A 22,242-nucleotide genomic window follows, 5' to 3' on the forward strand; every position below is an offset into this window, starting at 1 on the left:
CAGTCTTGTCATCCGTCTCGGCTTCTCCTCTTTCCCCTCCCCTATGAGACGGATGCTTGCGGGGCACCTAGCATATCGGTGCCCCGTTTTTTATGCGCGCTCGGAACGCAAGCGCTGCAAGGAATCATGCGGCCCGCGCGCTGTCCGGCGCCGCCAGCGCCGTGTGCCATAGCGCGTCCTGCACGCGGCGCACGCCGGTCGCCATCGACCCGTCCTGATAAAGCTTGATCCACCGGTAGCCTGGCGCCATGTTGTCGACGATGTGCTTGCCGTCGCGAATGCTGAATTGAAAGCACGTCGAGGGCGTGGCCAGCATGCGCAGGTTGTGCCGGCGGCGGTCGAACTCGTGGTGCACATGGCCCCAGAGCAGCACGCGCACCTGGGCAAATCGCGCCAGCAGCTTGAAGAGCGCCTGGGGGTTGTCGATCATCATCGAGTCATGCCAGTGGCTGTCGATCTGCATCGGGTTATGGTGCATCGCCACCAGCGTGTGGCGATCGGGCGCCTGCGCCAGCGCCGCTTCCAGCATGTCCAGTTCGCTGTTGCCTAGATGGCCCGCGTTCGAGCCGGGCACCGTGGTGTCCAGCGCAACGATGCGCCATGCGCCCACGTCGGTCACGGGCATGGACCAGTCGGAGAGTTCCTGGCGCAGGACGGACGGTTGATCGTGATTGCCGGGCAGGCAGCGGATGGTCGCGCGTTCCAGCGCGGCTGATTCGGACAGGATGCGCGCGAAGCGTCGGTAGCCCGCGGCCTCGCCGTCCTGCGACAGGTCGCCCGTGGCGAGCAGCAGGTCCGGGTGCTTACCGTCGGCTTCGATCTGGCGCAGTACGGCGCGCAGGCTTGCGTCGGTATTGACGCCCAGCATCGACGTCTCGGGCTCGCCGAAAAGATGGCTATCGGTCAACTGGACGAGCATCGCGGGCGCGTCGTGGCGCCGGGTCAAGGTGTGGATGCGTGCCACGTGCCGCTCCTGCAAAAGTTCGCGTGATGCCACATTACCCAAAAAACATGGCGCGGCACGTTTCGCAAGCGTCCATTGGGGTAACGAAACGTGCATTCTCCCCGATTCCCGTCACGCCCCAGCCGCGAGCGCCGGAAAAAAGCCGCTATTCTTGTGAAACTTTCCACAAGCACTACGATCGGGACGCGGCGCTACCCATGGATGTTGGTTTTCTCGTATTTGGTCTTGCGGGCCTGCTGACGCTGGTCTGCTTCATGCCGCCCCTGGCCGGCCGCGTCAAGCTGCCCTATTCGGTGCTGCTCGCCATCGTCGGCTGTCTGCTCGGGATCGTCATTCACTTGCACGGCTGGGCGCCTGCCTGGATCGGCGACTTTCTCGATTCGCTGGAGCGCTTCGAGATCTCGTCAGAGACCTTCCTGATGGTGTTCCTGCCGGTGCTGCTGTTTGAGACGGCGCTGTCGATGAACGTGCGGCGGCTGATGGACGACATCGGGCCGATCCTGATGATGGCCATCGTGGCCGTGGTTGTCTGCACGGTCGTGGTGGGTGTGACGCTGGACGCCATCTCGCCCTATGGCCTGGTCGTTTGCCTGCTGCTGGGCGCCATCGTGGCGACGACGGACCCGGTGGCAGTGGTCGGGATCTTTCGCGAAGTGGGTGCGCCCAAGCGGCTGACGACGCTGGTCGAGGGCGAAAGCCTGTTCAATGACGCGGCGTCCATTGCCCTGTATTCCGTGCTGCTGGCCGTGCTTAGCGGCAAAGGCGAACTGTCCGTCAGCGGCATCTTCAATGACTTCATCGTGCACTTCATCGGCGGCGGCGTGGCCGGGTTTGCGATGGGGCGCCTGGCCTGCTTTCTGTTCGCCTGGCTGCGCGGCTTTCCCACGGCCGAGATCACCCTGACGCTGACGCTGGCGTATCTGTCCTTCTTCATCTCCGAGCATTACCTGAACGTGTCGGGCGTGGTCGCCACCGTGATCGCGGGCCTGGTGGTCGGGTCCACCGGCCGCACCCGCATGTCGCCGACCACCTTCGAGCACCTGGCCAGCGCCTGGGAGCAGTTTGGCTTCTGGGCCAACTCCCTCATCTTCCTGTTCGCCGCTATGCTGATCCCGAAGCTGATGGCGGCGGCCGATTGGCAGGAGCTGGTGCTGGTGGCCGTGGTGTTCGTGGCGACGCTGTTTGCGCGCGGGTTAGTGGTGTTTGGGCTGCTGCCGCTGCTTGGCCTGACCCGGCTGGGCACCAAGGTCAGCAATCCGTACAAGGTGGTGATGCTGTGGGGCGGATTGCGCGGCGCCGTGTCGCTAGCGTTGGCGCTGGCCGTGACCGAGCAGAGCGGCGTGCCCGAAGAGGCGCGTCAATTCATCGCCGTGGCCACTACGGGCTTTGTGCTGATGACTCTGTTCGTCAACGGCATCAGCCTGCGGCCGCTGATTCGCATGTTGGGGCTGAACCAGCTGTCGCCGGTCGAGCGCACTATCCGCAATCAGGTGCTGGCCGTGGCGCTGGAAGATCTGCAGGGCAAGACCGAGGAAGTGGCCAAGTCCGAGCACATCGGCAACGAAGTCCGCGACCGTATCCGCGCCGTGTTCGACGCCAGCCTGGCCAGCGTGCACGACGGCCGGGTCAGCCAGATGACCGACGAGCAGCGCGTGTCCGTGGGACTGGCCATGGTTGCCCAGCGCGAAGAGGAAATGTTCTTCGACATTCTGAAGGCGCAGATCGTGGACTGGCGCATGGCCGAAACCCTGCTGGCGCGGGCCGAACGGCTGGAAGACGCGATCCGGCTGGGCGGCGTTGAAGGCTTCGAGCGCGCCATTGTCGCCGATGTCCGCTATTCGACGGGTTTCCGGCTGGCATTGCGGCTGCATTACCTGTTCGGCTTTCAGGGCTGGCTGGCGCGCGAGCTTGGCCAGCGCTTTGCCAACCTGATGAGCAAGCGCTCGGTCGCGCAGCGCCTGATTGCCTTCGCGCGCGAGCAGATCACGCCGCTGCTTGGCGAAGAGGCCACGCAGCGCATCGTGTCGCTGCACCACCGTCGTCTGGATCTGGTCGAAAACGCCTTGCAGGCGCTGAACCTGCAGTATCCGTCGTACGCCCAATGGCTGCAGGAAAGTTATCTGGGCCGCGTGGCCCGCGAGCTCGAACGCATCCGCTATCGCGACATGCTTGAGCAATTTCTGATCAGCGGCGAAGTCTATGCGGACTTGACCGAGCAATTGAAAAGCCGCTGGGCGCACATCGACAAGCACCCGCCGCTGGACATCGAAATGAGCGCGGCCGAACTCATCAAGCGCGTGCCGCTGTTCGAGGGCCTGTCGCCCGATTCGCTGCGCGCCATCAGCAAGCTGCTCAAGCCCCGCCTGGCGTTGCCCGATCAGCGGGTTCTGACGAAGGGGCGGCACGGCGAGGAAATGTGCTTCGTGGCGTCGGGCGCCGTGGCGGTCCATCTGCCCGACAACACCATGATCGAACTGGGCAGCGGCGAATTCTTCGGTGAACTGGGTCTTTTGGGCGAAGTGCAGCTTACGCCGGACGTGACCTCGCTGGGCTACAGCAAGCTGCTGATGCTGTCGTCGCGCGACTTCCACGCCCTGCTCGACCGCGACGAAAACCTGCGTGAACGCATTCAGGTCGTGGCCAAGCAGCGCCTGCGCGCGATTGAAGTGTGGAAGCAGTTTTCGCAGCAGTCTGCGGCCGCGGCCGCCGCGCCGGCGCCCGTGCCGCCTCCCAGCTCGGCGCAGGCGGCCGAGGCCGCGGAAGCGGCTGGCGCGGGCAGTCCGGCCCAGGCCGAGGATCTGCAAGCGGCCCGCGAACTGCGCGGTGAATCATCGGGTGACGATGGCGCCGCGGCGGGGCCCGTGCTGGGAACGCCAGAACCCGCGCCCCGCTAGGCGCGCCCCGCTAGGCGCACCCCGCTAGGCGCGCCCCGCTAGGCGCCCCGCCCAATCCCGTGTCCTAGCTTCTGCGCCGTATCAGGCCCGCACAGCCGAGCCCAGCCCAGCTTGGCTCGGCTCGGCCCAGCCCAGTTCAGCCCAGCCCAGCCCCGGGCAGGCGCCTGATCAGATCGTGATCTCGCCCGCGGCCTGGCGCCGCATGATGTCCTCGACCAGCACCAATGCCGCTTCCAGCGTGAACTCGCCCTCGGCGACATGGTGCAGGGCCGTGGCGACGTCGAGGGTGGCGATTTCCATGACTTCGCCGTCGCGGTTGGCGGGACGGACGTCCGGCGCGAGGATGCACGTGCTGGTCAGCACATCTTCGACCTGATAGCCCTCGGGCAGCCGGCGGTGGATGCGCAGGATCGTGCGCAGCGGCGTGCGGCGCACGAGATCGGGTTCGTCCAGGCCGGCCTCTTCGCCGCATTCGCGCACCAGCGCCAGTTCCAGGTCTTCACCCCTGCCGGCCAGTCCGCCGACCAGCGTGTCCCACATACCGGGATCGGTGGATTTACTGAGAGAACGCCGCGCGACCCACAGCTTGCCATCGGGCGTCCAGGCGTTCAGGTGCACGGCCTTGGTCAACAGGCCCAGCGGCCGCACGGCGGCGCGTTCGATCACGCCGAGCGTCTCGTCGCCATCCAATACGTCCAGCAGTTCGTCGCGCCAGCCGCGCAGGCAGTTGGCTTGGCGCAACAGTTCTGCGGCCTGTTCCAGCGCCGCGTCCAGCGCATTGCCGGGCGCCAGGCCCTCGCCGATGCGCAATGCCGTGCCGTCGGACTGTGTTTCGGGCGCGTTGCGCAGCGCGTCGCAGGCCGCGTGCGTGGCCCAGCCGCAGCGTCGCCCCGCTATATATAAAGCGCGCGCGCCTTCGGGGGCGGGCTCCTGCGCGCGGGCGCACAGGGCGGCATACAGATCGGACAGCGGCTTTTGCATCGTGGCGCCATGGTGATGAGGTTGCGGGCGATTTTAAGCCACCCTGTTTACGGCTCGCGGTCAAGGGGGCGCGCCCAAGTGGGGGCGGGCCGCATGAATTCAAGAGCACTAAATTACATCTGTTTGCGCGTCCGCTATAATCCGCCAGTTTCTTTGTGATTTCGAGAGGGAACGACAGGGCCGCTCTATCTCCCTGCATCGCCCTGCCATCTAATAATTGCGTGTTGCCCGTATTCCGGTGACTTCCGCCACCAGCAAATGGGCCTTCGCGCCGTATTTCGAGGTAAGCATGAAGAAGTGGAGAGGGATACTGGGGGCTTGTGCGATGCTGATTGGCGGCGTGGCCGGTGCCCAGGTGCAAAACATGCCCGGCGGTCCGAAGGTCAATCAGCTGAACCTGCATGAAGGCGTCACCGCGATTTCGCGCGACATCATGTGGCTGCATTGGTTGCTGCTCACGATCTGTATTGTGATTTTCATCGGCGTCTTTGGAGTGATGTTCTACTCCATCTGGGCGCACCGGAAGTCCCGCGGCCACAAGGCGGCGACCTTCCACGAACATCTGGGTGTCGAAGTCGCCTGGACTGTCATTCCCTTCATCATCGTCATCGCCATGGCGTTGCCGGCCACCAAGACGGTCGTCGCCATGAAAGACACTTCCAGCGCCGACCTGACCGTCAAGGTCACCGGCTATCAATGGAAGTGGGGCTACGAATACCTCGACGGCTCTGCCGCCGGCATCAAGTTCCTCTCCACGCTTTCCACGCCGCGCGCCCAGATCGAGAACCGCGCGCCCAAGGGCGAGTTCTATCTGATGGAAGTGGACAACCATCTGGTCGTTCCCGCCAACAAGAAGATCCGCATCGTCCTCACGGCGGCCGACGTCATCCACTCGTGGATGATTCCGGACTTCGGCGTGAAGCAGGACGCGATCCCCGGGTTCCTTCGCGACACCTGGTTCAACGCCGAAAAGCCTGGCATCTATCGCGGCCAGTGCGCGGAATTGTGCGGCAAGGACCACGCCTTCATGCCCATCGTCGTGGAAGTCCTGGCGCAAGCCGACTACGATAAGTGGGTTGAAGACCAAAAGAAGAAGATGGCGGCAAACGCCGACGATCCCAATAAAGAGTGGACGGAAGCCGAACTGGTTGCCCGCGGCGAAAAGGTTTTCGCGGCGAATTGCGTGGCCTGCCACCAGGCCAACGGCAAGGGCATTCCCGGTTCCTTCCCGCCGCTCGACGGAGACAAGGTTGTTCTGGGCCCCAAGGGGGAGCAGATCAACACCGTGCTGAAGGGCAAGCCCGGCACCGCCATGGCGGCGTTCGGCGGGCAGCTCAACGATGTCGAGATCGCAGCGGTCATCAGCTATACGCGCCATGCCTGGAGCAATGCCGGCAAGGGGCAGGACCCGACGGTTCTACCGAAGGACATCACGCCCGCGCGCTGATTGCGCGCGCGCCGTTCCTTCACCGTAGAACCGGTTCCGTTTAGTCAGAGATACCCTGCCGCCCCGTTGGACGGGGCTGGCACTCAGCAGGAAGGAGTCCATCATGAGCAGCGTCACTGTAGACCACGTGTCGCCGGGCCACGGCCACGGTCACGATGACCACCATCACGGCGTGCCCACGGGCTGGCGCCGGTGGCTTTTTGCAACGAACCACAAAGACATCGGGACGATGTATCTCATCTTCTCGTTCGTCATGCTTCTGGAGGGCGGCACGCTGGCCCTTCTGCTGCGCACCGAACTCTTCGAGCCCGGCCTGCAGTTCTTCCGCCCCGAACTGTTCAACCAGTTCACCACGATGCACGGCCTGATCATGGTGTTCGGCGCCATCATGCCGGCCTTCGTGGGCTTCGCGAACTGGATGATCCCGATGCAGATCGGCGCGTCCGACATGGCGTTCGCGCGCATGAACAACTTCAGCTTCTGGCTGCTGCCGGTTGCCGCGATCATGCTGACCGCCTCGTTCTTCGTGCCGGGCGGCGCCACCGCAGCGGGCTGGACGCTGTACGCGCCCCTGTCGCTGCAGATGGGCCCGGGCATGGACCTGGCCATCTTCGCCATCCACATCATGGGCGCTTCGTCCATCATGGGCGCCATCAACATCATCGTGACCGTGCTGAACATGCGCGCTCCCGGCCTGACGCTGATGAAGATGCCGCTGTTCTGCTGGACCTGGCTGATCACCGCGTTCCTGCTCTTGGCGGTGATGCCGGTGCTGGCCGCCGCCATCACCATGGTGCTGACCGACCGCCACTTCGGCACGGGCTTCTTCAACGCCGCCGCCGGCGGTGATCCGGTCCTGTACCAGCACGTGTTCTGGTTCTTCGGGCACCCCGAGGTCTACATCATGATCTTGCCGGCGTTCGGCATCGTGTCGGCCATCGTGCCCGCGTTCGCCCGCAAGAAGCTCTTCGGCTACGCCTCGATGGTGTACGCCACCGCCTCCATCGCCGTGCTGTCGTTCATCGTGTGGGCGCACCACATGTTCACGACGGGCATGCCGGTGACCGGCCAGCTCTACTTCATGTACGCCACCATGCTCATCTCCATCCCGACCGGGGTGAAGGTGTTCAACTGGGTCGCGACGATGTGGCGCGGTTCCATGACGTTCGAGACGCCGATGCTGTTTTCCATCGGCTTCATCTTCGTGTTCACGATGGGCGGCTTCACGGGCCTGATCCTGTCGGTGGCGCCGATCGACATCCAGGTCCACGACACCTACTACGTGGTGGCTCACTTCCACTACGTGCTGGTGGCCGGTTCCCTGTTCGCGCTGTTTGCCGGCGCCTACTACTGGGTGCCCAAGTGGACGGGCCGCATGTACAGCGAAAAGCTGGGCAAGCTGCACTTCTGGTCCACGCTGATCTCGTTCAACGTGACCTTCTTCCCGATGCACTTCCTGGGCCTGGCGGGCATGCCGCGCCGTTACGCCGACTACGCCGCGCAGTTCACGACGTTCCATCAGCTCGCCACCATCGGCGCGTTCTGGTTCGGCCTGTCGCAGCTGATTTTCCTGGTTGCGATCCTGCGCTGCTACATGGGCAAGGGCGAACCGGCCCGGGCCAAGCCGTGGGAAGGCGCCGAAGGACTGGAATGGACGGTGCCGTCGCCCGCCCCGTTCCACACCTTCGAAACGCCGCCCGAAGTGAAGTAATCCCTTATCCATGTTTCAGGCCGCACAGCAATGACACCCGAGCAGCGCCGTCGTAACAAGATCGCAGGACTGGTTCTTCTGGTTTTCGTCATTGCCGTGTTTGCCTGGACGGTGATCCGCGGTTCGGCCTTGCTGACCGGCAAGGCGGTGGGCTAGAGGCCTCGGCCATGAGCGACGACCTTCGCGAAACGTCTCAGCGCAAGCTGAGTTTCCTTCAGACGATGAAGGCGGTGGCGTGGGGGTTCTTCGGCGTGCGCAAGGGCGCGGGCTACCGTGAGGACAGCGCCAAGCTCAATCCCGTCCACGTCATCGTGGGCGGGCTGCTGGCAGCGGCAATCTTTGTGACTGTGCTGGTTTTAATTGTTCGTTGGGCTGTTTCCAGCCTGACTTGAATTACCTAAATCTAAATCTGTACCAGGGAGAAAGCCATGAGTGCAAGTCACTCGGTTCAAGGTAAAGAGGCACCGTACTACTTTGTCCCCGCCGACTCGGGCCATCCCGTGCGCATGGCCGTGGCACTGCTCTTCATGGGCCTGGGGGCCGCGGCCTGGGTCAACGGCGCCGATTGGGGCAAGTGGTCCGTGCTGGTCGGATTCATCGGCGTGATCATCGTGATGTATTACTGGTTTGGCGACGCCATCCATGAATCCGAGATCGGCCTGAACAGCAAGCGCATCGACGGCTCGTACCGTTGGAGCATGAGCTGGTTCATCTTCTCCGAGGTCATGTTCTTTGCCGCGTTCTTTGGCGCGCTCTGGTACACGCGCACCATCACGACGCCGTGGCTGGGCGACATCGACCACCGCCTGATGCTGTGGCCGGACTTCCAGGCGGCCTGGCCCAACTTCGGCCCGGCGGGCGTGGTCGAGCCCTTCCAGACGGTGGGTCCGTTCTGGCTGCCCACGATCAACACGGCGCTGCTGCTGAGCTCCGGCGTCACGCTGACCATTGCCCACCATGCGCTGCGTGAGAACCACCGCGGCAAGGCCAAGTTCTGGCTGGCGGCCACCGTCATCCTGGGCTTTGTCTTCGTGGGCTGCCAGGCGTTCGAATACATCCACGCCTACCGCGACCTGAACCTGAAGTTCAATTCGGGCGCGTACGGGTCGCTGTTCTACATGCTGACCGGCTTTCACGGGTTCCACGTGATCCTGGGCGCCACGATGCTCACGGTCATCCTGATCCGCCTGATCCGCGGCCATTTCACGCCGGATCATCACTTCGGGTTCGAAGGCGCGGCCTGGTACTGGCACTTTGTCGACGTGGTGTGGCTGGGCCTGTACCTGTTCGTGTATTGGTTCTGACCGCATTGGCCCTGACGGCGGCCGGCAGCGCCGGCGGCCGTTGCGGCAGGGAAAGCGCGAAGGGAGCCGGGCGGCATGCCGGCCTCCGTCGCGCTTTCAGCTCATCTGGCGGGGCGCTGCGGCAGGCGTCACGCGAGGCCCGGGGAACCGGGCGGCGGGCAGCCTATCTAAATCCGGTGCTCTCGATCCAGCCCATGTAATGGGCGAACAGCACGAACAGGAACAGGGCGACCGACAGGCCGATCCGGACCGTCAGCGCGTTGACCGTGCGGTTGGTGGTACCTTTGTCCCGCATCAGGTAGACCAGGGCGGATGCCAGACTGGCCAGTATCCCGATGAAGGCCAGAACGACGAAAACGCGCATTGTGGTCTCCCGACAATTCAGATTTAGCAACGACAGATGTCCCGACCGCATTCCACCCGCTACACGGTAGCCGCCTTATTGTTGCTTGGCCTCGCCGTGGTGGTCCTGGTGTCGCTGGGACAATGGCAGATGCGCCGCAGCGATGAGCGACGCGCCATTCTGGCCGCGATCGAAGCCGGCCGCAAGCAAGCGCCTCTGCTTCTGACGCCGGCAACGCCGCCCGCGGACATGACGCCGTGGCGCGTGGCGCAGGCCAGCGGGACATGGCTGCCGCAATTCAGTGTACTGCTGGACAATCGCAACCACGACGGCAGGCCGGGCTACTGGCTGGCCACGCCGCTCTTGCTGGATGCGGCCACGAATCGCGCGGTGCTGGTGCTGCGGGGCTGGCTGCCGCGCGTGATCCAGGGCCAGGGCGAGCCGCAGCTGCCGGCCACGCCCGAGGGCATGCAGACCGTGCAAGGCGAGCTGTCCGTGCGCGTGCCGCGCCTGTTTGAACTGTGGTCGCTGGGCGGCGCCGACGCCTCCGCGCTTCCCGCGGCGCTGCCGGTGGCGGGTGGCGCGGTGCCGCAAGTGCAGAACCTGCCGCTGGACGACTATGCGCGCGCGACCCGATTGAATCTGCTGCCCACGGTGCTGAGCCAGAGCGGCCAGGTGGACGACGGCCTGGTGCGCGACTGGCCCCAGCCGTCGGTGGATTTTCAGCAGAACACGTCGTACGCGGTACAGTGGTTCGCTTTCGGCGCGATTGCGGCGATTGCCTGGCTGGTGGTGCTGGGGGGCGCCATCCGCCGCAGGCGCCAGCGCGTGGACCAGCAGGCGCAGGCTCGCATGCGGGCACGCAGATGACCAACGCTATTCCAGGATACAAAGTGGCTCGCGACATTTCATCCAACAAGCCCGCACGCAAGCGTTCGCTGATGCCGATGGTGCTGGTGTTCCTGTGCTCGCTGGCGCCCATCGTCGCCGCGTTCGTGGTCTACATGAACCCGCAATGGTGGCCCAGCGATTCCAGCAATTACGGCACGCTCCTGTCGCCGCAACGCCCGATGCCCGAAGCGTCGGAACTGCGCCTGACCACGCTGGACGGCAAGCCGTTCGATCTGCAGAGCCTGAAGGGCAAGTGGCTGCTGGTGGCCGCCGATGGCGCGGCCTGCCCCGAAAGCTGCGCGCGCAAGCTCTTCATCACCCGCAACAGTCACGCCAGCCAGGGCAAGAACGTGGATCGGCTGGCGCGCGTGTGGTTCATTACCGATGATGCGGTGGTGCCGGACAAGGTGCTGGAGGCATACAAGGGTACGGTCATGGTGCGGGTGAATCCGGACCAGCTGGCCCGATTCCTGCTGGCGCGCGACACGGCCGCGGGGCAGCCCGGGCTGCAGGACCCCATCTGGGTGATCGATCCGCTGGGCAATCTGATGATGCAGTATCCCGCTGAGGCGGATGGCGTGCGGGTGCGCAAGGACATCAGCAAGCTGGTCTATAACTCGCGCATTGGTTGAACGGTTTTTTGGTTTTGATATGGAACGCATCAAAGCGCGTTATCGCAAGCTGGTTTTCTTCACCTGGTTCCTGACGCTGGACCTCATCATGTTCGGCGCCTTCGTGCGCCTGACCGATTCCGGGCTGGGCTGTCCGGACTGGCCCGGCTGCTACGGCAGCGTCACGCCGATCGGCGCGATGGGCGACATCCACGAAGCCTCGCAGGCCATGCCCTTCGGCCCGGTGACGCTGTCCAAGGCCTGGATCGAAATGATCCACCGCTACGTCGGCGCCATACTGGGCATGCTCATCATCGGCATCGTCTACATGGCCTGGCGCTATCGCCGCGAACTGGGCCGTTCGCCCGCGCTGGCCATCACCACGCTGGTTGCCGTGTGCGTGCAGGGCGCGTTCGGCGCGTGGACCGTGACCCACAAGCTCATGCCCGCCGTCGTGACGGCGCACCTGGTGTTTGGCCTGTCGGTGCTGGCGTTGATGACCTGGCTGTCCTCACGAGAGCGCCCGCACCTGCCGGTCAGCGCCGAGGCGGTGCGCTGGAAGCCGTGGGTGGCGGTCGGATTCGGGCTGCTGCTGGTGCAGGTCACGTTGGGCGGCTGGGTCAGCACCAACTATGCGGCGCTGGCCTGCATGGACTTTCCCACGTGCCACGGGCAATGGGTGCCGGAAATGGACTTCCACGGCGGCTATTCGGTCATCCGGGGGCTGGGCGAACTGCCTTCCGGCGAAATGATCTCGCAGCCCGCGCTGACCGCGATCCACTGGGTGCATCGCAATTTCGCCTTCGTGGTGTTCGTCTACCTGGGCATCCTGGCCTGGCGGCTGCGCGCCGCCGAGCCCGGCCTGCGCGGCCCGGCCACGCTGATGCTGGCCCTCCTGGCCGCGCAGCTGTTCACGGGGCTGACCACCATCTTCTTTCAGTGGCCGCTTCTGATCGCCGTCCTGCACAATGGGGGCGCGGCGGGCCTGACCTTGTCGGCCGTGGTGTTGATGGTGCGGCTGGCGTCTGCCGGCCGCGAGCCGGCGGGGCGGTACGACCCCAATTTGGTGCGCGTTTAAAATGAGGTCCACTATGACCAGTCTTGCCGCTCCTCAATCCGGATTGCTCCGCCAGTACCTCGTTCTCACCAAGCCGCGCGTCACGCAGCTGGCTGTGTTTTGCGCCGTGATCGGCATGTTCCTCGCGGCGCCCGGCATCCCGGACATGCGCCGGGTGCTGTTCGGCACGATCGGTATCTGGCTGCTGGCCGCCGCCGCCTTCGCCATCAACTGCCTGATCGAACAGGAAGTCGACGCCCGCATGCTGCGCACCGCGCGCCGGGCCACGGCGCGCGGCACCATTTCGGCATTCCAGGTGCTGAGCCTGTCGGGTCTGCTGGGCGGCGCGGGCATGTTCGTGCTCTACCACATGGTCAACCCGCTCACCATGTGGCTGACGTTCGCCACGTTTGTGGGCTACGCCATCATCTACACCATCATCCTCAAGCCGCGCACGCCGCAGAACATCGTGATCGGCGGCCTGTCGGGCGCGATGCCGCCGGCGCTGGGCTGGGCGGCCGTCGCCGATTCTGTGCCTGCCGAGGCCTGGGTGCTGGTCCTCATCATCTTCATCTGGACGCCGCCGCACTTCTGGGCGCTGGCGCTTTATCGCAACCACGATTACGCCAAGGCCGGCCTGCCCATGCTGCCGGTCACCCACGGCAACCAGTTCACGCGTCTGCACATCCTGCTGTACAGCCTGGCGTTGATGGCGACCACGCTGTTGCCCTACGCCATCCGCATGAGCGGCGAACTCTATCTGCTGTCGGCGCTGGTGCTGGGAGGCATGTTCGTGTCGTATGCGTGGCGCCTGTACCGCGCATACAGCGACGAGCTGGCCCGCAGGATGTTCCGTTTTTCCATTCTCTACCTGGCGCTGCTGTTTGGCGCCCTGCTGGTGGACCACTGGGTCGCCCTGTTGCGCTGACCCCCTGGAGGTTGTCGATGTCCGTGTTTTCCGCCAGCCGCCGGCTGGCCCTGCGACTGGGCGCCGCTGCCGCCGTCGCCGCCGCCCTGGCTGCCTGCGGCGACAGCAAGCCCGTCTTCAAGGGCAGCGATATCACCGGCACGCAATTGGGCCGCGGCATGGAACTGTCCGACCACAACGGCAAGCTGCGTCAGCTGTCGGACTTTTCCGGCAAGGTCGTGGTCGTGTTCTTCGGTTTCACGCAGTGTCCAGACGTGTGCCCCACGGCGCTGGCTGAACTGACCGAAGTCATGAAGAAGCTGGGTCCGGATGCCGATCGCGTCCAGGTGCTGCTGATCTCGGTGGACCCCGAGCGCGACACGCCTGAGGTGCTCAAGCAGTACGTCACGGCGTTCGATCAGCGGTTCCTGGGCCTGACGGGCACGCCCGATCAGGTCAAGAAGGCGGCGGCCTCGTTCAAGGCCTATTACGCCAAGGCGCCCACCAAGGACGGCAACTACACGATGGACCACACGGCCGCTTTCTACCTGCTGGACGGCAAGGGCGAATCGCGCGTGCTGGTCAACAACAACGTCGGCGTGGACGCGCTGACGCAGGACATCCAGGCGCTGCTGAAGGGTTGATTCCCCCGGGCGGGCTCAGGCCTTTGCCGCCGCCCACGCGGCCAATGCGGCGCGGGCCTTCTCGCTGAGTTCGGCGGTGGAAATATCGCGCCGGTGCGCGATGATCATCAAGGCGTAGGGCGTGGCAAGCGCGGCCGCTTCGGGACACAGGCGCGCCTCTTCGCCCACCGAGGGCGACGCGTTGCGCCAGTAGTTGATGGCCTGTTCGAGTTGGGGCAGCGTGATCAAATCCATGCGCCTATTGTCCACGAATGCCCCACCCTGTCCACCCTCCATCCACCCTTCATCCGCCCTGCAATGAAGGGTCACCATCGCAACATGCCGAAACCGCGCGCGGGTGCTATACCACTGCCGGTTAGTTACGATGGAGCATCGTCATGAATACTTCGACCTCTACCGCGTCGCCGCGCCGCGGCCTGCACCCGCTGCTTGCCGCCGCCGCGATCGCCGTCATCGTCATGTGCTCGGTGGGCGTGGCCGCCGTGCTGGGCTGGCTGCCGTCGCCGTCGGCTAACCCGCACGCGGACCAAGCCGTGGCCGAGGCCGGCCCCGAGGACGCCAACCTGGCGCCCGAGCCGCCTGGAGCGGGCAGGCCCGCCGGCCAGATGCGCGAGGCGCAGCAAGCGCAGGCCGCCCCGGCCCCGCGTCCGGCCGCCGCGCCCGCACAGCAGGCGTGCGCCAGCTGCGGCGTGGTCGAGACCATCCGCCAGGTGCAGGTGCCCGCCAAGGATGACAGCAACCATCTGGTCGGAACCATCGCGGGCGGCGTGGCCGGCGGCGTTGTGGGTAATCAGTTTGGTGGAGGCAACGGCAAGACCGCGCTGACGGTGCTGGGCGCGGTCGGCGGCGCTTTGGCAGGCCGTGAAGTTGAGCGTAATATCAGACAGCAACAAACAGTGACGCACTATGAGCTCACGGTCCGCATGAATGACGGCAGCAAGCGCCAGTTCCGCAGCGCGCAGCCGTTCTCGTTTGCCTCCGGCGACCACGTGCGCGTGGAGAACAATCAATTGCTGCCCGGCTGATCCCGGCCGAGGACAGCAAGCATCCCACTATGGAGAGATCTGGAATGAGCGACCAATTCAACAATCCGTTCGTCCTGCCCGGCATGGGCCAGAATTCCGATCTCTCGGGCAATCCGCTTCTGGCCAGCATGGAGATGATGCGCCAGGCGTGGGCGGGCCTGACGGGCCCCGGCGGTCTTGCCAGCAGCCTGCCCATGGCGCCGGCCATGAATCTCGAAGACCTGGACCGCCGCATTGCCGAACTGCGCTCGGTGGAAAACTGGCTGCGCATGAATCTGAGCATGCTCTCCAGCACCATCCAGGGCATGGAGGTGCAACGCTCCACCATCAGCACCCTGCGCGCCTTCGTGGACAGCGCCTCGCGCATGGACATGGGCGCAACCCCGGAAGCCGGGGCGCCGTCGCCGCTGGAAGTCGCGCTGGGCTTGAAGCCCGCGCCCAAGGCCGCGGCGTCCGCGCCGTCCGGCCATGCCGCGGCGGCAGATGAAAAGGAAAGCGCCGGCGCACAATCCGGCGCCAAGGCGCAAGGCGAAGACGCCTCCGCCGGGCCGGATGCGGCAGCCGCCATGAGCGAGCAGATGGGCGCCGCGGCGCAGTCGGCATCCAAGGCCTGGTGGGAGCTGCTGCAGCAGCAGTTCAATCAGATCGCGGCCGCCACCGCGGCCTCGATGCCCGCCGGCGCACCGGGCACGGCCAGCGCCAAGCCCGAACCCTCGCATCCCGAGGCGCAGGCCAAGCCCGGCAAACCCGCGGCCAAGCCCGCCGCCACCGCACGCAAGCCGGCCGCCGCCAAGAAAGCGGCCAAGCCAGCGGCCAAGACAGCCAAGAAAAACGGGCCTGCCGACGGCAAGCCCTGACCCCATCCTTCAATCGACACGCGGAGCCGCCGCCAGGCCGCCCGCCCGTCTCTCAACCTACTGGAACTTATGCTTAATGTAGTGATTCTTGCCGCCGGACTGGGTAAACGCATGCAGTCCGACCTTCCCAAAGTGCTGCACACGCTGGCCGGCAAACCCATGCTGGCGCATGTGCTGGACAGCGCACGCCAACTGAATCCCGCGCGCATCGTCGTGGTGGTCGGCCATGGCGCCGATCGCGTCAAGCAGGCATTCGAAGGCCAGCCGGATCTGCACTTTGTGCTGCAGCAGCCGCAGCAGGGCACGGGTCACGCCGTGCAGCAGGCCGTGCCGCAACTGCTGGAAGGCGACGGCAAGGACGACGTGACGCTGGTGCTGTACGGCGACGTGCCGCTGGTGCAGCCGGAAACGCTCAAGCGCCTTCTGGATGCGCGCGGCCAGGGCGCCGCCGTGCTGACCGAAGTGCTGGCCGATTCCACCGGTTATGGCCGCATCGTGCGCGACGCCAAGGGCAGCGTGTGCCGCATCGTCGAACACAAGGACGCCTCGGAAGCCGAGCGCGAGATCAAGGAAGTGAACACCGGCATCCTCACCGCGCCCACCGCGAAGCTGAAGAACTGGCTCACCCGCATCGACAACAACAACGCCCAGGGCGAGTACTACCTGACCGACGTGGTCGGGCTGGCCGTGGTCGACGAGATTCCCGTGGGCGCGGCCCATCCGGGCGCCGGCTGGGAAACGCTGGGCGTGAACAGCCGCGTGCAGCAGGCCGAACTGGAGCGCCGCTGGCAAGCCGAGCAGGCCCGCCGCCAGCTTGAGGCCGGCGTCACGCTGGCCGACCCGGCGCGCTTTGACGTGCGCGGCACGCTCACTTGCGGCCGCGATGTCTTCATTGACGTGGGCTGCGTCTTCGAAGGCCAGGTGTCCCTGGCTGACGGCGTGCGCGTGGGCCCGCACTGCGTGCTGCGCGACGTCAGCATTGGCGCGGGTACCCACATCGAGGCCTTCAGCCATCTGCAGCAGGCCGAAGTCGGCCGCGATGCGCGCGTGGGTCCTTACGCCCGTCTGCGTCCTGGCGCCGAACTGGGCGACCGCAGCCACGTCGGCAACTTCGTCGAGATCAAGAAGAGCGTGCTGGGCGCGGACAGCAAGGCCAACCACCTTGCGTACATCGGCGACGCGGACATCGGCGCGCGCGTGAACGTGGGCGCGGGCACCATCACCTGCAACTACGACGGCGTGAACAAGCACCGCACCGTCATCGAAGACGACGCCTTCATCGGCTCGGACACGCAGCTCGTCGCGCCGGTGCGCGTGGGCCGTGGCGCGACGCTGGGCGCCGGTACCACCCTCACGCGTGACGCGCCGGCCGACAAGCTGACCGTGTCGCGTCCCAAGCAGGTCACCGTCGACGGATGGCAGCGCCCGGTAAAGAAGTCGTGACGCAGGATCAGGAAGCGGCCGCGGGGGGCGGGGCCAGGCCCGCGCACCCCGACGGCCTGCCGGCGCCGCGCCGGTACTGGGCGGCGGCCACCGTGATGACGGGCATCAGCCTGTCGGTGCTGGACACCACCATCGCCAACGTGGCGCTGCCCACGATCGCCAAGGATCTGAACGCCCTGCCCGCGCAGGCAGTCTGGATCGTCAACGCCTACAACCTTGCCGTCGTGATGGCGCTCTTGCCGCTGTCCGCGCTGGCCGAGCGCATCGGCTTTCGCCGCATGTTCACGTTCGGGCTGATGCTGTTCACGCTGGCCTCGCTGGGCTGCGCGCTTGCCGGCACGTTGTGGCAATTGACCGCCGCGCGCGTGTTCCAGGGGCTGGGGGCGGCCACGCTCATGTGCATGTTCGGCGGCCTGGTGCGCAACATCTATCCGCTCAAGATGCTGGGCCGGGGCATCAGCATCAATGCCACCACGGTGGCGGTCATGTCGGTGCTCGGGCCCACCATCGGCTCGGCCATCCTGTCCGTGGCGCCGTGGCCGTGGATCTTCGCCGTCAACCTGCCGATCTGCGCGCTTGCCATGTTTGGCCTGCGCCATCTGCCGGAAGTGCCGCGCAACGATGTGAAGCTGGACTGGATCAGCGCGCTGCTGTGCATGGCGACGCTGGGCGTCTTCATTTCGGGCGTGGACATGATGGGCGAGGACCTGCTGCGGGGCATCGGCCTGGTTGCGATCTCGGCGGTGGCCGGACTGGTGCTGGTGCGCCGCGCCAGCCAGCAGACCGCGCCGCTGGTGCCGGTGGATCTGCTGCGGATCCGCCCGGTGGCATTTGCCGTGGGCGCCTCGGCCTGCACCTTCGCCGCCCAGATGGCGTCCTACGTGTCGCTGCCGTTCTACTTCCAGCAGGTGCTGGGCCGGCCTTACCTTGAGGTGGGCATGCTGATGGGCGCCTGGCCGGTGGGTACGGCGATCATCGCGCCGCTGGCCGGGCGGTTGTCCGACCGCTATTCCGCCGCCACGCTGAGCGGCGTGGGGGCGGCCACGATGGTTGCCGGCATGCTGTGGCTGACGCTGCTGCCGTCCGCCGTGTCGAACTGGCCCATCGTTGCCGGCATGTTCGTGGCGGGCGTGGGCTTCGGTTTTTTCCAGACGCCCAACAACCGCGCACTGCTGTCTGCCGCGCCCCGGCTGCGCAGCGGCGCGGCGGGCGGCCTGCAGGCCACAACCCGGGTGTTTGGCCAGAGCTTTGGCACCGCACTGGTGGCCATCGCCTTCAGCGTCAGCGCGGCCCACGGTCCGGGACTGGCCCTGGTGCTGGGCACGGTGTGCGCGGCGCTGGCCGTGGTGGTCAACACCGTCCGCTTCAACAAGCTGCGGGCCTAGCGGCGGCAGCGGTCCAACACCCCTTGAACCCCGCCCGGACCCTCGGGCGCGGGCCGCTTCTATAATGGCGGCCGGCGCCCGGTTTCACTTTCCGGGCGCGAAGATTACCTATTTTGAAGGCGCACAGGCATGAAAATCACGGTCGTGGGTACCGGTTACGTAGGATTGGTGTCGGGAGCGTGCCTGGCGGACATGGGCAACGATGTCATGTGCCTGGACGTGGATGCGGCCAAGATCGCGCTGCTGCGCCAGGGCGGCATTCCCATTTACGAGCCGGGCCTTGAAGACCTGGTGCGCCGCAACGTGCAGGCCGGGCGCCTGCATTTCACCGATGACATCGCGCAAAGCGTGGCGTTCGGCGACGTCCAGTTCATCGCCGTGGGCACCCCGCCCGGCGAAGACGGTTCCGCCGATCTCAAGTACGTGCTGGCCGCCGCGCAGAACATCGCGCGCCACATGACCTCGCGCAAGCTGATCGTGGACAAGTCCACGGTGCCCGTCGGCACGGCCGACAAGGTGCGCGCCGTGGTCGCCAAGGAACTGGCCGAGCGCGGCGTGGACATCCCGTTCACGGTGGCGTCCAATCCGGAATTCCTGAAGGAAGGCGCGGCCATCAACGACTTCATGAGTCCGGACCGCGTGATCGTCGGCGCGGACGACGACTACACGATCGGCGTCATGCGCCGCATCTATGAACCCTTCCAGCGCACCCACGACCGCCTGATGGTGATGGACGTGCGCTCTGCCGAACTGACCAAGTACGCCGCCAACGCCATGCTGGCCACGCGCATTTCGTTCATGAACGAAATGGCGAACCTGGCCGAAGTGCTGGGCGCCGACGTTGAACAGGTGCGCCGAGGCATCGGCGCGGACCCGCGCATCGGCTATCACTTCCTGTACCCGGGCGCGGGCTATGGCGGCTCGTGCTTTCCGAAGGACGTGCAGGCGCTGGTCAACACCGCGTCCGAACACGGCCTGCCGATGCGCGTCATCGAGGCCGCCGAGGCCGCGAACCACGCGCAGAAGTTCCGCCTTTCTGAAAAGCTGGTCGAGCGCTTTGGTGAAGACCTGCGCGGACGCAAGATCGCGTTGTGGGGCTTGTCCTTCAAGCCCAACACCGACGACATGCGCGAAGCGCCCAGCCTGACGGCCATCGCCGAACTCACGCGCCGCGGCGCCGAGGTGCGCGCCTATGACCCGGTGGCCATGCACGAGGCCGGCCGCGTGCTGGCCGGCCATCAAGGCGTCAGCTTCGCCTCCGACATGTACGACGCGCTGGACGGCGCGGACGCGCTGCTTATCGCCACCGAGTGGAAGGTCTTTCGCGCGCCCGACTTCGATCGCGTCAAGGCGCTGCTCAAGACGCCGCTCATCATCGACGGCCGCAATCTCTACACGCCGGCCGACGTGCGCAGCCTGGGTTTTGAGTACTCGGGCATCGGCCGCGCATGAAGATCCTGCAACTGAACTTCGAAAAGGGCTGGCGCGGCGGCGAGCGCCAGACGCTTTATTGCATGCGCGCCTTTCGCAAGGCGGGCCATGACGTCGAAGTGATGTGCCGCGAAGGCGCGCCGCTGGCCGAGCGCGCCCGGCAGGAAGGATTCGTCGCCCACACCGTGCGCAACGTGCCCGGACAGCTGGCCTTTCTGGCCGGCGCCGGCCGCTACGACATCATCCACGCGCAGACCGCCAACACCATCACCTGGGCCGTGCTGACCAAATGGCTGCACCGCCGGCCCGTGGCGTTCTCGCGCCGCACGTCGTTCGTGGTCAAGCCGGGCGACGAATGGAAGACCGGCTACAAGTGGCGCCACGCCGACCTCTTCGTGGCCATCAGCGAGATGGCGGCCAGCGAGCCGCGCCGCCTGGGCATCGAACCCGTCATCATCCGCAGCGCGGTCGAGCCTCATCAGATCAACACCGAGAACGTCGCCAACCTGGTTCGCGAGTTCGATCTGGAAGGCAAGAAGGTCATGGCGACCTCTGCCGCGCTCATTCGGGACAAGGACCCGGTCACGCTGGTGCGCGCCGTCGGCGAACTGGCCAAGACGCGCCGTGATTTTGTCTTCCTGCACTTCGGCGCAGGCGGCGACCGCGAACAGCAGGCCAAGGACGAGGCCGAGAAGCTTGGCATCGAAGACGTCTACCGCTTTGCCGGCTTTCGCAAGGGCGTGGAAGACTTCTACAGCATCCTCGACGTCTTCGTCATGAGCTCCGAGGAAGAAGCGCTGGGCAGCAGCGTGCTGGACGCCTTCCTGCAGCGCGTGCCGGTGGTGTCCACCGACGCCGGCGGCCTGAAGGAAAGCCTGGCCGACGGCCGCGGCGTGCTATGCGCCGTGGGGGATCATCAGGCGATGGCGGCGGGCATGGCGCGTTGCCTGGATGATGCGGCATTTCGGCACGAGGTCACCGAACGTGCTTATGAGTACGTGCGCAATGAACACGACGTGCAGAAGATGGGGAACCGGTATCTGGCGCAGTTCGAGCGGCTGGTGGGGCGCAGGTAGGGTTGAACGCCTCTAGCGATGGGCAACGGGTCCGGATGTTGAGGCGTCAGCGCCATTGCGCAACCTTCTCCTTCGCCCACGCAGCGGTCTTATCCAGATCGGGCAAGCGGTCAGTTCTGATCCTATCCCAGGCGACCCGCTGAGATGGCCTTTGCAACATATGCGTCAGGGCGGCGTCCAAGCCATCAAGCTTGGCTTTTAGAAGCGATGCCAGCGCCTGCTCGGGTATTGCGCCTGCAGGTGCTTCGGTCTGTAGGACAAGATTTCAAACGCGTCCACGGGCCGGATGCGCGATGAAGCAGGATATCTTTCCTTGAAGTCCCCATTCACAGCACCCCCTCGAGCGCTTCCTCCCACCGCACAGCCCGGGGCAGGTCGAAATGCTGGCGGGCGTTCTGGTACAGCGCGTCAGCTTCTTCGAGGCGCACACCCGCTTCAAAGCTGGCTCGACCAATGAACTCCGGTTCCAGCTCAAAGAACATATGCGCGAGTAATTCTTGCGCAAATGCGTCGTGCGCAACCGAGGCCAAATCGCCGTGGCGCAGTGCGGCGGCGACATCAGTCGGGCTTACCACCTCACCATAGGGGGCGTTGAGGTGGGTGGCTATCATCTCGAGGTACGGGGTGAATTGCGTGGGCAAGGTCAACTCCTGAAAGATCGGCGACGGCCTTTCGTGCATCTTCGCCGCATTATCCACCCGTCGGGGGCGGCGCGCTTCGTTCATGATGAAATTGCGCGACTGCCTCACCCCCGCACATCAATCCGCGTCTCGAACTTGGCCCGATGCACCGAAAAAAACGTGCGCACATTGCGCACGTTGGCCTGCGCGGTGAAGGCGCGATGCACCAGCGCGTGGTAGGCCGGCATGTCCTTTACCTGCGCGATCACCACGAAATCCGGGCCGGGCGACACCCGATAGCATTGCAGCACCGCGGGTTCGGTCACCATGCTTTGCTCGAAGGCGTCCAGGCTTTCGGCGGCCTGCACGTCCAGCGTGATCTCCACGATCGCCGTCAGCGTGCTGCCCAGCTTCTCGGCTGACAGGATCGCCACCTGGCGGTCGATCACCCCATCTTCCACCAATCGCCGCACCCGCCTAAGGCAGGTCGGCGGCGACGCGTGCACCCGCGCAGCCAGATCCTGGTTGGTCAGCGAGCTGTCTTCTTGTAACTGTTCAAGAATGCGCCGGTCCAGATCATCGAGTTCGGGCAGGGAAATTGAGATGTTTTGCATGATTAATTCAAAACTGTCGCTTTGACGAAAGATAATT

Annotated in this window: 23 protein-coding genes; 17 read left to right on the plus strand and 6 right to left on the minus strand. The window is 65.5% G+C overall.

All coding sequences use genetic code 11. The features are described from left to right. Nucleotides 1–124 precede the first annotated feature (124 nt). Nucleotides 125–964, minus strand: coding sequence for a 3',5'-cyclic-AMP phosphodiesterase (cpdA, locus tag V6V88_RS00975; RefSeq protein ID WP_280004012.1), 840 nt, complete (start codon nucleotides 962–964; stop codon nucleotides 125–127). Between the two features lie 197 nt (nucleotides 965–1,161). On the opposite strand from cpdA, the gene V6V88_RS00980 reads away from it, so the two are divergent. After that, nucleotides 1,162–3,858, plus strand: a complete 2,697-nt coding sequence (locus tag V6V88_RS00980) for a cation:proton antiporter (RefSeq protein ID WP_338617304.1) — start codon at nucleotides 1,162–1,164, stop codon at nucleotides 3,856–3,858. Between the two features lie 168 nt (nucleotides 3,859–4,026). On the opposite strand, the gene V6V88_RS00985 is transcribed toward V6V88_RS00980, so the two are convergent. Beyond that, the gene (locus tag V6V88_RS00985; RefSeq protein ID WP_280002897.1) at nucleotides 4,027–4,839 is read right to left on the minus strand and encodes a DUF4743 domain-containing protein; all 813 of its coding nucleotides are present in this window, start codon (nucleotides 4,837–4,839) and stop codon (nucleotides 4,027–4,029) included. 289 nt (nucleotides 4,840–5,128) lie between these two features. On the opposite strand from V6V88_RS00985, the gene coxB reads away from it, so the two are divergent. The 5 genes from coxB (at nucleotide 5,129) to V6V88_RS01010 (ending at nucleotide 9,301) form a co-directional block, all read left to right on the plus strand. Next, nucleotides 5,129–6,286, plus strand: a complete 1,158-nt coding sequence (coxB, locus tag V6V88_RS00990; protein WP_280002896.1) for a cytochrome c oxidase subunit II — start codon at nucleotides 5,129–5,131, stop codon at nucleotides 6,284–6,286. Nucleotides 6,287–6,389: 103 nt separating this feature from the next. Then, nucleotides 6,390–7,997, plus strand: a complete 1,608-nt coding sequence (gene ctaD, locus V6V88_RS00995; protein WP_338617308.1) for a cytochrome c oxidase subunit I — start codon at nucleotides 6,390–6,392, stop codon at nucleotides 7,995–7,997. Nucleotides 7,998–8,027: 30 nt separating this feature from the next. Next, nucleotides 8,028–8,153: a cytochrome oxidase small assembly protein gene (locus V6V88_RS01000; protein ID WP_216639588.1), complete on the plus strand. Its 126-nt coding sequence runs from the start codon at nucleotides 8,028–8,030 to the stop codon at nucleotides 8,151–8,153. A gap of 11 nt (nucleotides 8,154–8,164) precedes the next feature. Beyond that, a complete protein-coding gene (locus tag V6V88_RS01005) occupies nucleotides 8,165–8,389 on the plus strand; it encodes a DUF2970 domain-containing protein (RefSeq protein ID WP_056320324.1) in 225 nt (74 codons plus the stop codon). Between the two features lie 36 nt (nucleotides 8,390–8,425). Beyond that, on the plus strand, nucleotides 8,426–9,301 hold the full coding sequence (locus V6V88_RS01010) for a cytochrome c oxidase subunit 3 (RefSeq protein ID WP_062840199.1): 876 nt from the start codon (nucleotides 8,426–8,428) through the stop codon (nucleotides 9,299–9,301). A 163-nt stretch (nucleotides 9,302–9,464) separates the two neighbouring features. On the opposite strand, the gene V6V88_RS01015 is transcribed toward V6V88_RS01010, so the two are convergent. Then, nucleotides 9,465–9,665, minus strand: coding sequence for a twin transmembrane helix small protein (locus tag V6V88_RS01015; protein WP_056320319.1), 201 nt, complete (start codon nucleotides 9,663–9,665; stop codon nucleotides 9,465–9,467). 36 nt (nucleotides 9,666–9,701) lie between these two features. On the opposite strand from V6V88_RS01015, the gene V6V88_RS01020 reads away from it, so the two are divergent. Genes V6V88_RS01020 through V6V88_RS01040 form a run of 5 tightly spaced genes read left to right on the plus strand, consistent with a single transcriptional unit; the run spans nucleotide 9,702 to nucleotide 13,754 of the window. Then, complete coding sequence (locus tag V6V88_RS01020; RefSeq protein WP_338617311.1) at nucleotides 9,702–10,514, plus strand: SURF1 family protein; 813 nt, start codon at nucleotides 9,702–9,704, stop codon at nucleotides 10,512–10,514. 23 nt (nucleotides 10,515–10,537) lie between these two features. After that, the gene (locus tag V6V88_RS01025; protein WP_223573887.1) at nucleotides 10,538–11,167 is read left to right on the plus strand and encodes a hypothetical protein; all 630 of its coding nucleotides are present in this window, start codon (nucleotides 10,538–10,540) and stop codon (nucleotides 11,165–11,167) included. Nucleotides 11,168–11,186: 19 nt separating this feature from the next. Then, a complete protein-coding gene (locus V6V88_RS01030; RefSeq protein WP_128829755.1) occupies nucleotides 11,187–12,224 on the plus strand; it encodes a COX15/CtaA family protein in 1,038 nt (345 codons plus the stop codon). Nucleotides 12,225–12,237: 13 nt separating this feature from the next. Continuing rightward, a complete protein-coding gene (gene cyoE / locus V6V88_RS01035) occupies nucleotides 12,238–13,131 on the plus strand; it encodes a heme o synthase (RefSeq protein ID WP_062840201.1) in 894 nt (297 codons plus the stop codon). Nucleotides 13,132–13,148: 17 nt separating this feature from the next. After that, nucleotides 13,149–13,754: an SCO family protein gene (locus tag V6V88_RS01040; RefSeq protein ID WP_280002893.1), complete on the plus strand. Its 606-nt coding sequence runs from the start codon at nucleotides 13,149–13,151 to the stop codon at nucleotides 13,752–13,754. 15 nt (nucleotides 13,755–13,769) lie between these two features. Here the strand turns inward: V6V88_RS01040 and V6V88_RS01045 are convergent, their stop codons facing one another. Beyond that, nucleotides 13,770–13,988, minus strand: coding sequence for a DUF3717 domain-containing protein (locus tag V6V88_RS01045; RefSeq protein WP_338617316.1), 219 nt, complete (start codon nucleotides 13,986–13,988; stop codon nucleotides 13,770–13,772). A gap of 143 nt (nucleotides 13,989–14,131) precedes the next feature. Here V6V88_RS01045 and V6V88_RS01050 point away from each other — a divergent pair, with 143 nt between their 5' ends. The 6 genes from V6V88_RS01050 to V6V88_RS01075 all read left to right on the plus strand — a co-directional run bounded on the left by V6V88_RS01050 (nucleotide 14,132) and on the right by V6V88_RS01075 (nucleotide 20,971). Then, the gene (locus V6V88_RS01050) at nucleotides 14,132–14,779 is read left to right on the plus strand and encodes a glycine zipper 2TM domain-containing protein (protein WP_280002891.1); all 648 of its coding nucleotides are present in this window, start codon (nucleotides 14,132–14,134) and stop codon (nucleotides 14,777–14,779) included. 44 nt (nucleotides 14,780–14,823) lie between these two features. Further along, the gene (locus V6V88_RS01055) at nucleotides 14,824–15,636 is read left to right on the plus strand and encodes a PhaM family polyhydroxyalkanoate granule multifunctional regulatory protein (protein ID WP_338617320.1); all 813 of its coding nucleotides are present in this window, start codon (nucleotides 14,824–14,826) and stop codon (nucleotides 15,634–15,636) included. 69 nt (nucleotides 15,637–15,705) lie between these two features. Further along, nucleotides 15,706–17,079, plus strand: a complete 1,374-nt coding sequence (glmU, locus tag V6V88_RS01060) for a bifunctional UDP-N-acetylglucosamine diphosphorylase/glucosamine-1-phosphate N-acetyltransferase GlmU (RefSeq protein WP_280002887.1) — start codon at nucleotides 15,706–15,708, stop codon at nucleotides 17,077–17,079. Further along, nucleotides 17,076–18,464, plus strand: a complete 1,389-nt coding sequence (locus tag V6V88_RS01065; RefSeq protein ID WP_280002885.1) for an MFS transporter — start codon at nucleotides 17,076–17,078, stop codon at nucleotides 18,462–18,464. Before glmU ends, V6V88_RS01065 begins: the two co-directional genes overlap by 4 nt. Before the next feature lie 129 nt (nucleotides 18,465–18,593). Next, a complete protein-coding gene (locus V6V88_RS01070) occupies nucleotides 18,594–19,916 on the plus strand; it encodes a UDP-glucose/GDP-mannose dehydrogenase family protein (protein WP_338617323.1) in 1,323 nt (440 codons plus the stop codon). Beyond that, complete coding sequence (locus V6V88_RS01075; protein ID WP_280002882.1) at nucleotides 19,913–20,971, plus strand: glycosyltransferase family 4 protein; 1,059 nt, start codon at nucleotides 19,913–19,915, stop codon at nucleotides 20,969–20,971. The genes V6V88_RS01070 and V6V88_RS01075 overlap by 4 nt, the downstream gene beginning before the upstream one ends. A gap of 326 nt (nucleotides 20,972–21,297) precedes the next feature. Here V6V88_RS01075 and V6V88_RS01080 read toward each other — a convergent pair whose 3' ends face one another. Together V6V88_RS01080 and V6V88_RS01085 are read right to left on the minus strand one after the other, a co-directional pair. Further along, entirely contained in the window at nucleotides 21,298–21,696 is a 399-nt protein-coding gene (locus V6V88_RS01080; protein WP_223573893.1) for a hypothetical protein, read from the minus strand. A 20-nt stretch (nucleotides 21,697–21,716) separates the two neighbouring features. Further along, nucleotides 21,717–22,205: an Lrp/AsnC family transcriptional regulator gene (locus V6V88_RS01085; protein WP_223573895.1), complete on the minus strand. Its 489-nt coding sequence runs from the start codon at nucleotides 22,203–22,205 to the stop codon at nucleotides 21,717–21,719. Nucleotides 22,206–22,242: the final 37 nt, after the last annotated feature.

It is taken from the genome of Achromobacter sp. E1 (assembly GCF_037039475.1).
Taxonomy (GTDB): domain Bacteria; phylum Pseudomonadota; class Gammaproteobacteria; order Burkholderiales; family Burkholderiaceae_B; genus Achromobacter; species Achromobacter mucicolens.

What these genes read in the sequence shown, in the direction of transcription:
- V6V88_RS00980 (WP_338617304.1), top strand. Translation starts at nt 1,162, where the DNA reads ATGGATGTTGGTTTTCTCGTATTTGGTCTTGCGGGCCTGCTGACGCTG.
- V6V88_RS00985 (WP_280002897.1), bottom strand. Translation starts at nt 4,839, where the DNA reads ATGCAAAAGCCGCTGTCCGATCTGTATGCCGCCCTGTGCGCCCGCGCG.
- coxB (WP_280002896.1), top strand. Translation starts at nt 5,129, where the DNA reads ATGAAGAAGTGGAGAGGGATACTGGGGGCTTGTGCGATGCTGATTGGC.
- ctaD (WP_338617308.1), top strand. Translation starts at nt 6,390, where the DNA reads ATGAGCAGCGTCACTGTAGACCACGTGTCGCCGGGCCACGGCCACGGT.
- V6V88_RS01000 (WP_216639588.1), top strand. Translation starts at nt 8,028, where the DNA reads ATGACACCCGAGCAGCGCCGTCGTAACAAGATCGCAGGACTGGTTCTT.
- V6V88_RS01005 (WP_056320324.1), top strand. Translation starts at nt 8,165, where the DNA reads ATGAGCGACGACCTTCGCGAAACGTCTCAGCGCAAGCTGAGTTTCCTT.
- V6V88_RS01010 (WP_062840199.1), top strand. Translation starts at nt 8,426, where the DNA reads ATGAGTGCAAGTCACTCGGTTCAAGGTAAAGAGGCACCGTACTACTTT.
- V6V88_RS01015 (WP_056320319.1), bottom strand. Translation starts at nt 9,665, where the DNA reads ATGCGCGTTTTCGTCGTTCTGGCCTTCATCGGGATACTGGCCAGTCTG.
- V6V88_RS01020 (WP_338617311.1), top strand. Translation starts at nt 9,702, where the DNA reads ATGTCCCGACCGCATTCCACCCGCTACACGGTAGCCGCCTTATTGTTG.
- V6V88_RS01030 (WP_128829755.1), top strand. Translation starts at nt 11,187, where the DNA reads ATGGAACGCATCAAAGCGCGTTATCGCAAGCTGGTTTTCTTCACCTGG.
- cyoE (WP_062840201.1), top strand. Translation starts at nt 12,238, where the DNA reads ATGACCAGTCTTGCCGCTCCTCAATCCGGATTGCTCCGCCAGTACCTC.
- V6V88_RS01040 (WP_280002893.1), top strand. Translation starts at nt 13,149, where the DNA reads ATGTCCGTGTTTTCCGCCAGCCGCCGGCTGGCCCTGCGACTGGGCGCC.
- V6V88_RS01045 (WP_338617316.1), bottom strand. Translation starts at nt 13,988, where the DNA reads ATGGATTTGATCACGCTGCCCCAACTCGAACAGGCCATCAACTACTGG.
- V6V88_RS01050 (WP_280002891.1), top strand. Translation starts at nt 14,132, where the DNA reads ATGAATACTTCGACCTCTACCGCGTCGCCGCGCCGCGGCCTGCACCCG.
- V6V88_RS01055 (WP_338617320.1), top strand. Translation starts at nt 14,824, where the DNA reads ATGAGCGACCAATTCAACAATCCGTTCGTCCTGCCCGGCATGGGCCAG.
- glmU (WP_280002887.1), top strand. Translation starts at nt 15,706, where the DNA reads ATGCTTAATGTAGTGATTCTTGCCGCCGGACTGGGTAAACGCATGCAG.
- V6V88_RS01070 (WP_338617323.1), top strand. Translation starts at nt 18,594, where the DNA reads ATGAAAATCACGGTCGTGGGTACCGGTTACGTAGGATTGGTGTCGGGA.
- V6V88_RS01075 (WP_280002882.1), top strand. Translation starts at nt 19,913, where the DNA reads ATGAAGATCCTGCAACTGAACTTCGAAAAGGGCTGGCGCGGCGGCGAG.
- V6V88_RS01080 (WP_223573893.1), bottom strand. Translation starts at nt 21,696, where the DNA reads ATGAACGAAGCGCGCCGCCCCCGACGGGTGGATAATGCGGCGAAGATG.
- V6V88_RS01085 (WP_223573895.1), bottom strand. Translation starts at nt 22,205, where the DNA reads ATGCAAAACATCTCAATTTCCCTGCCCGAACTCGATGATCTGGACCGG.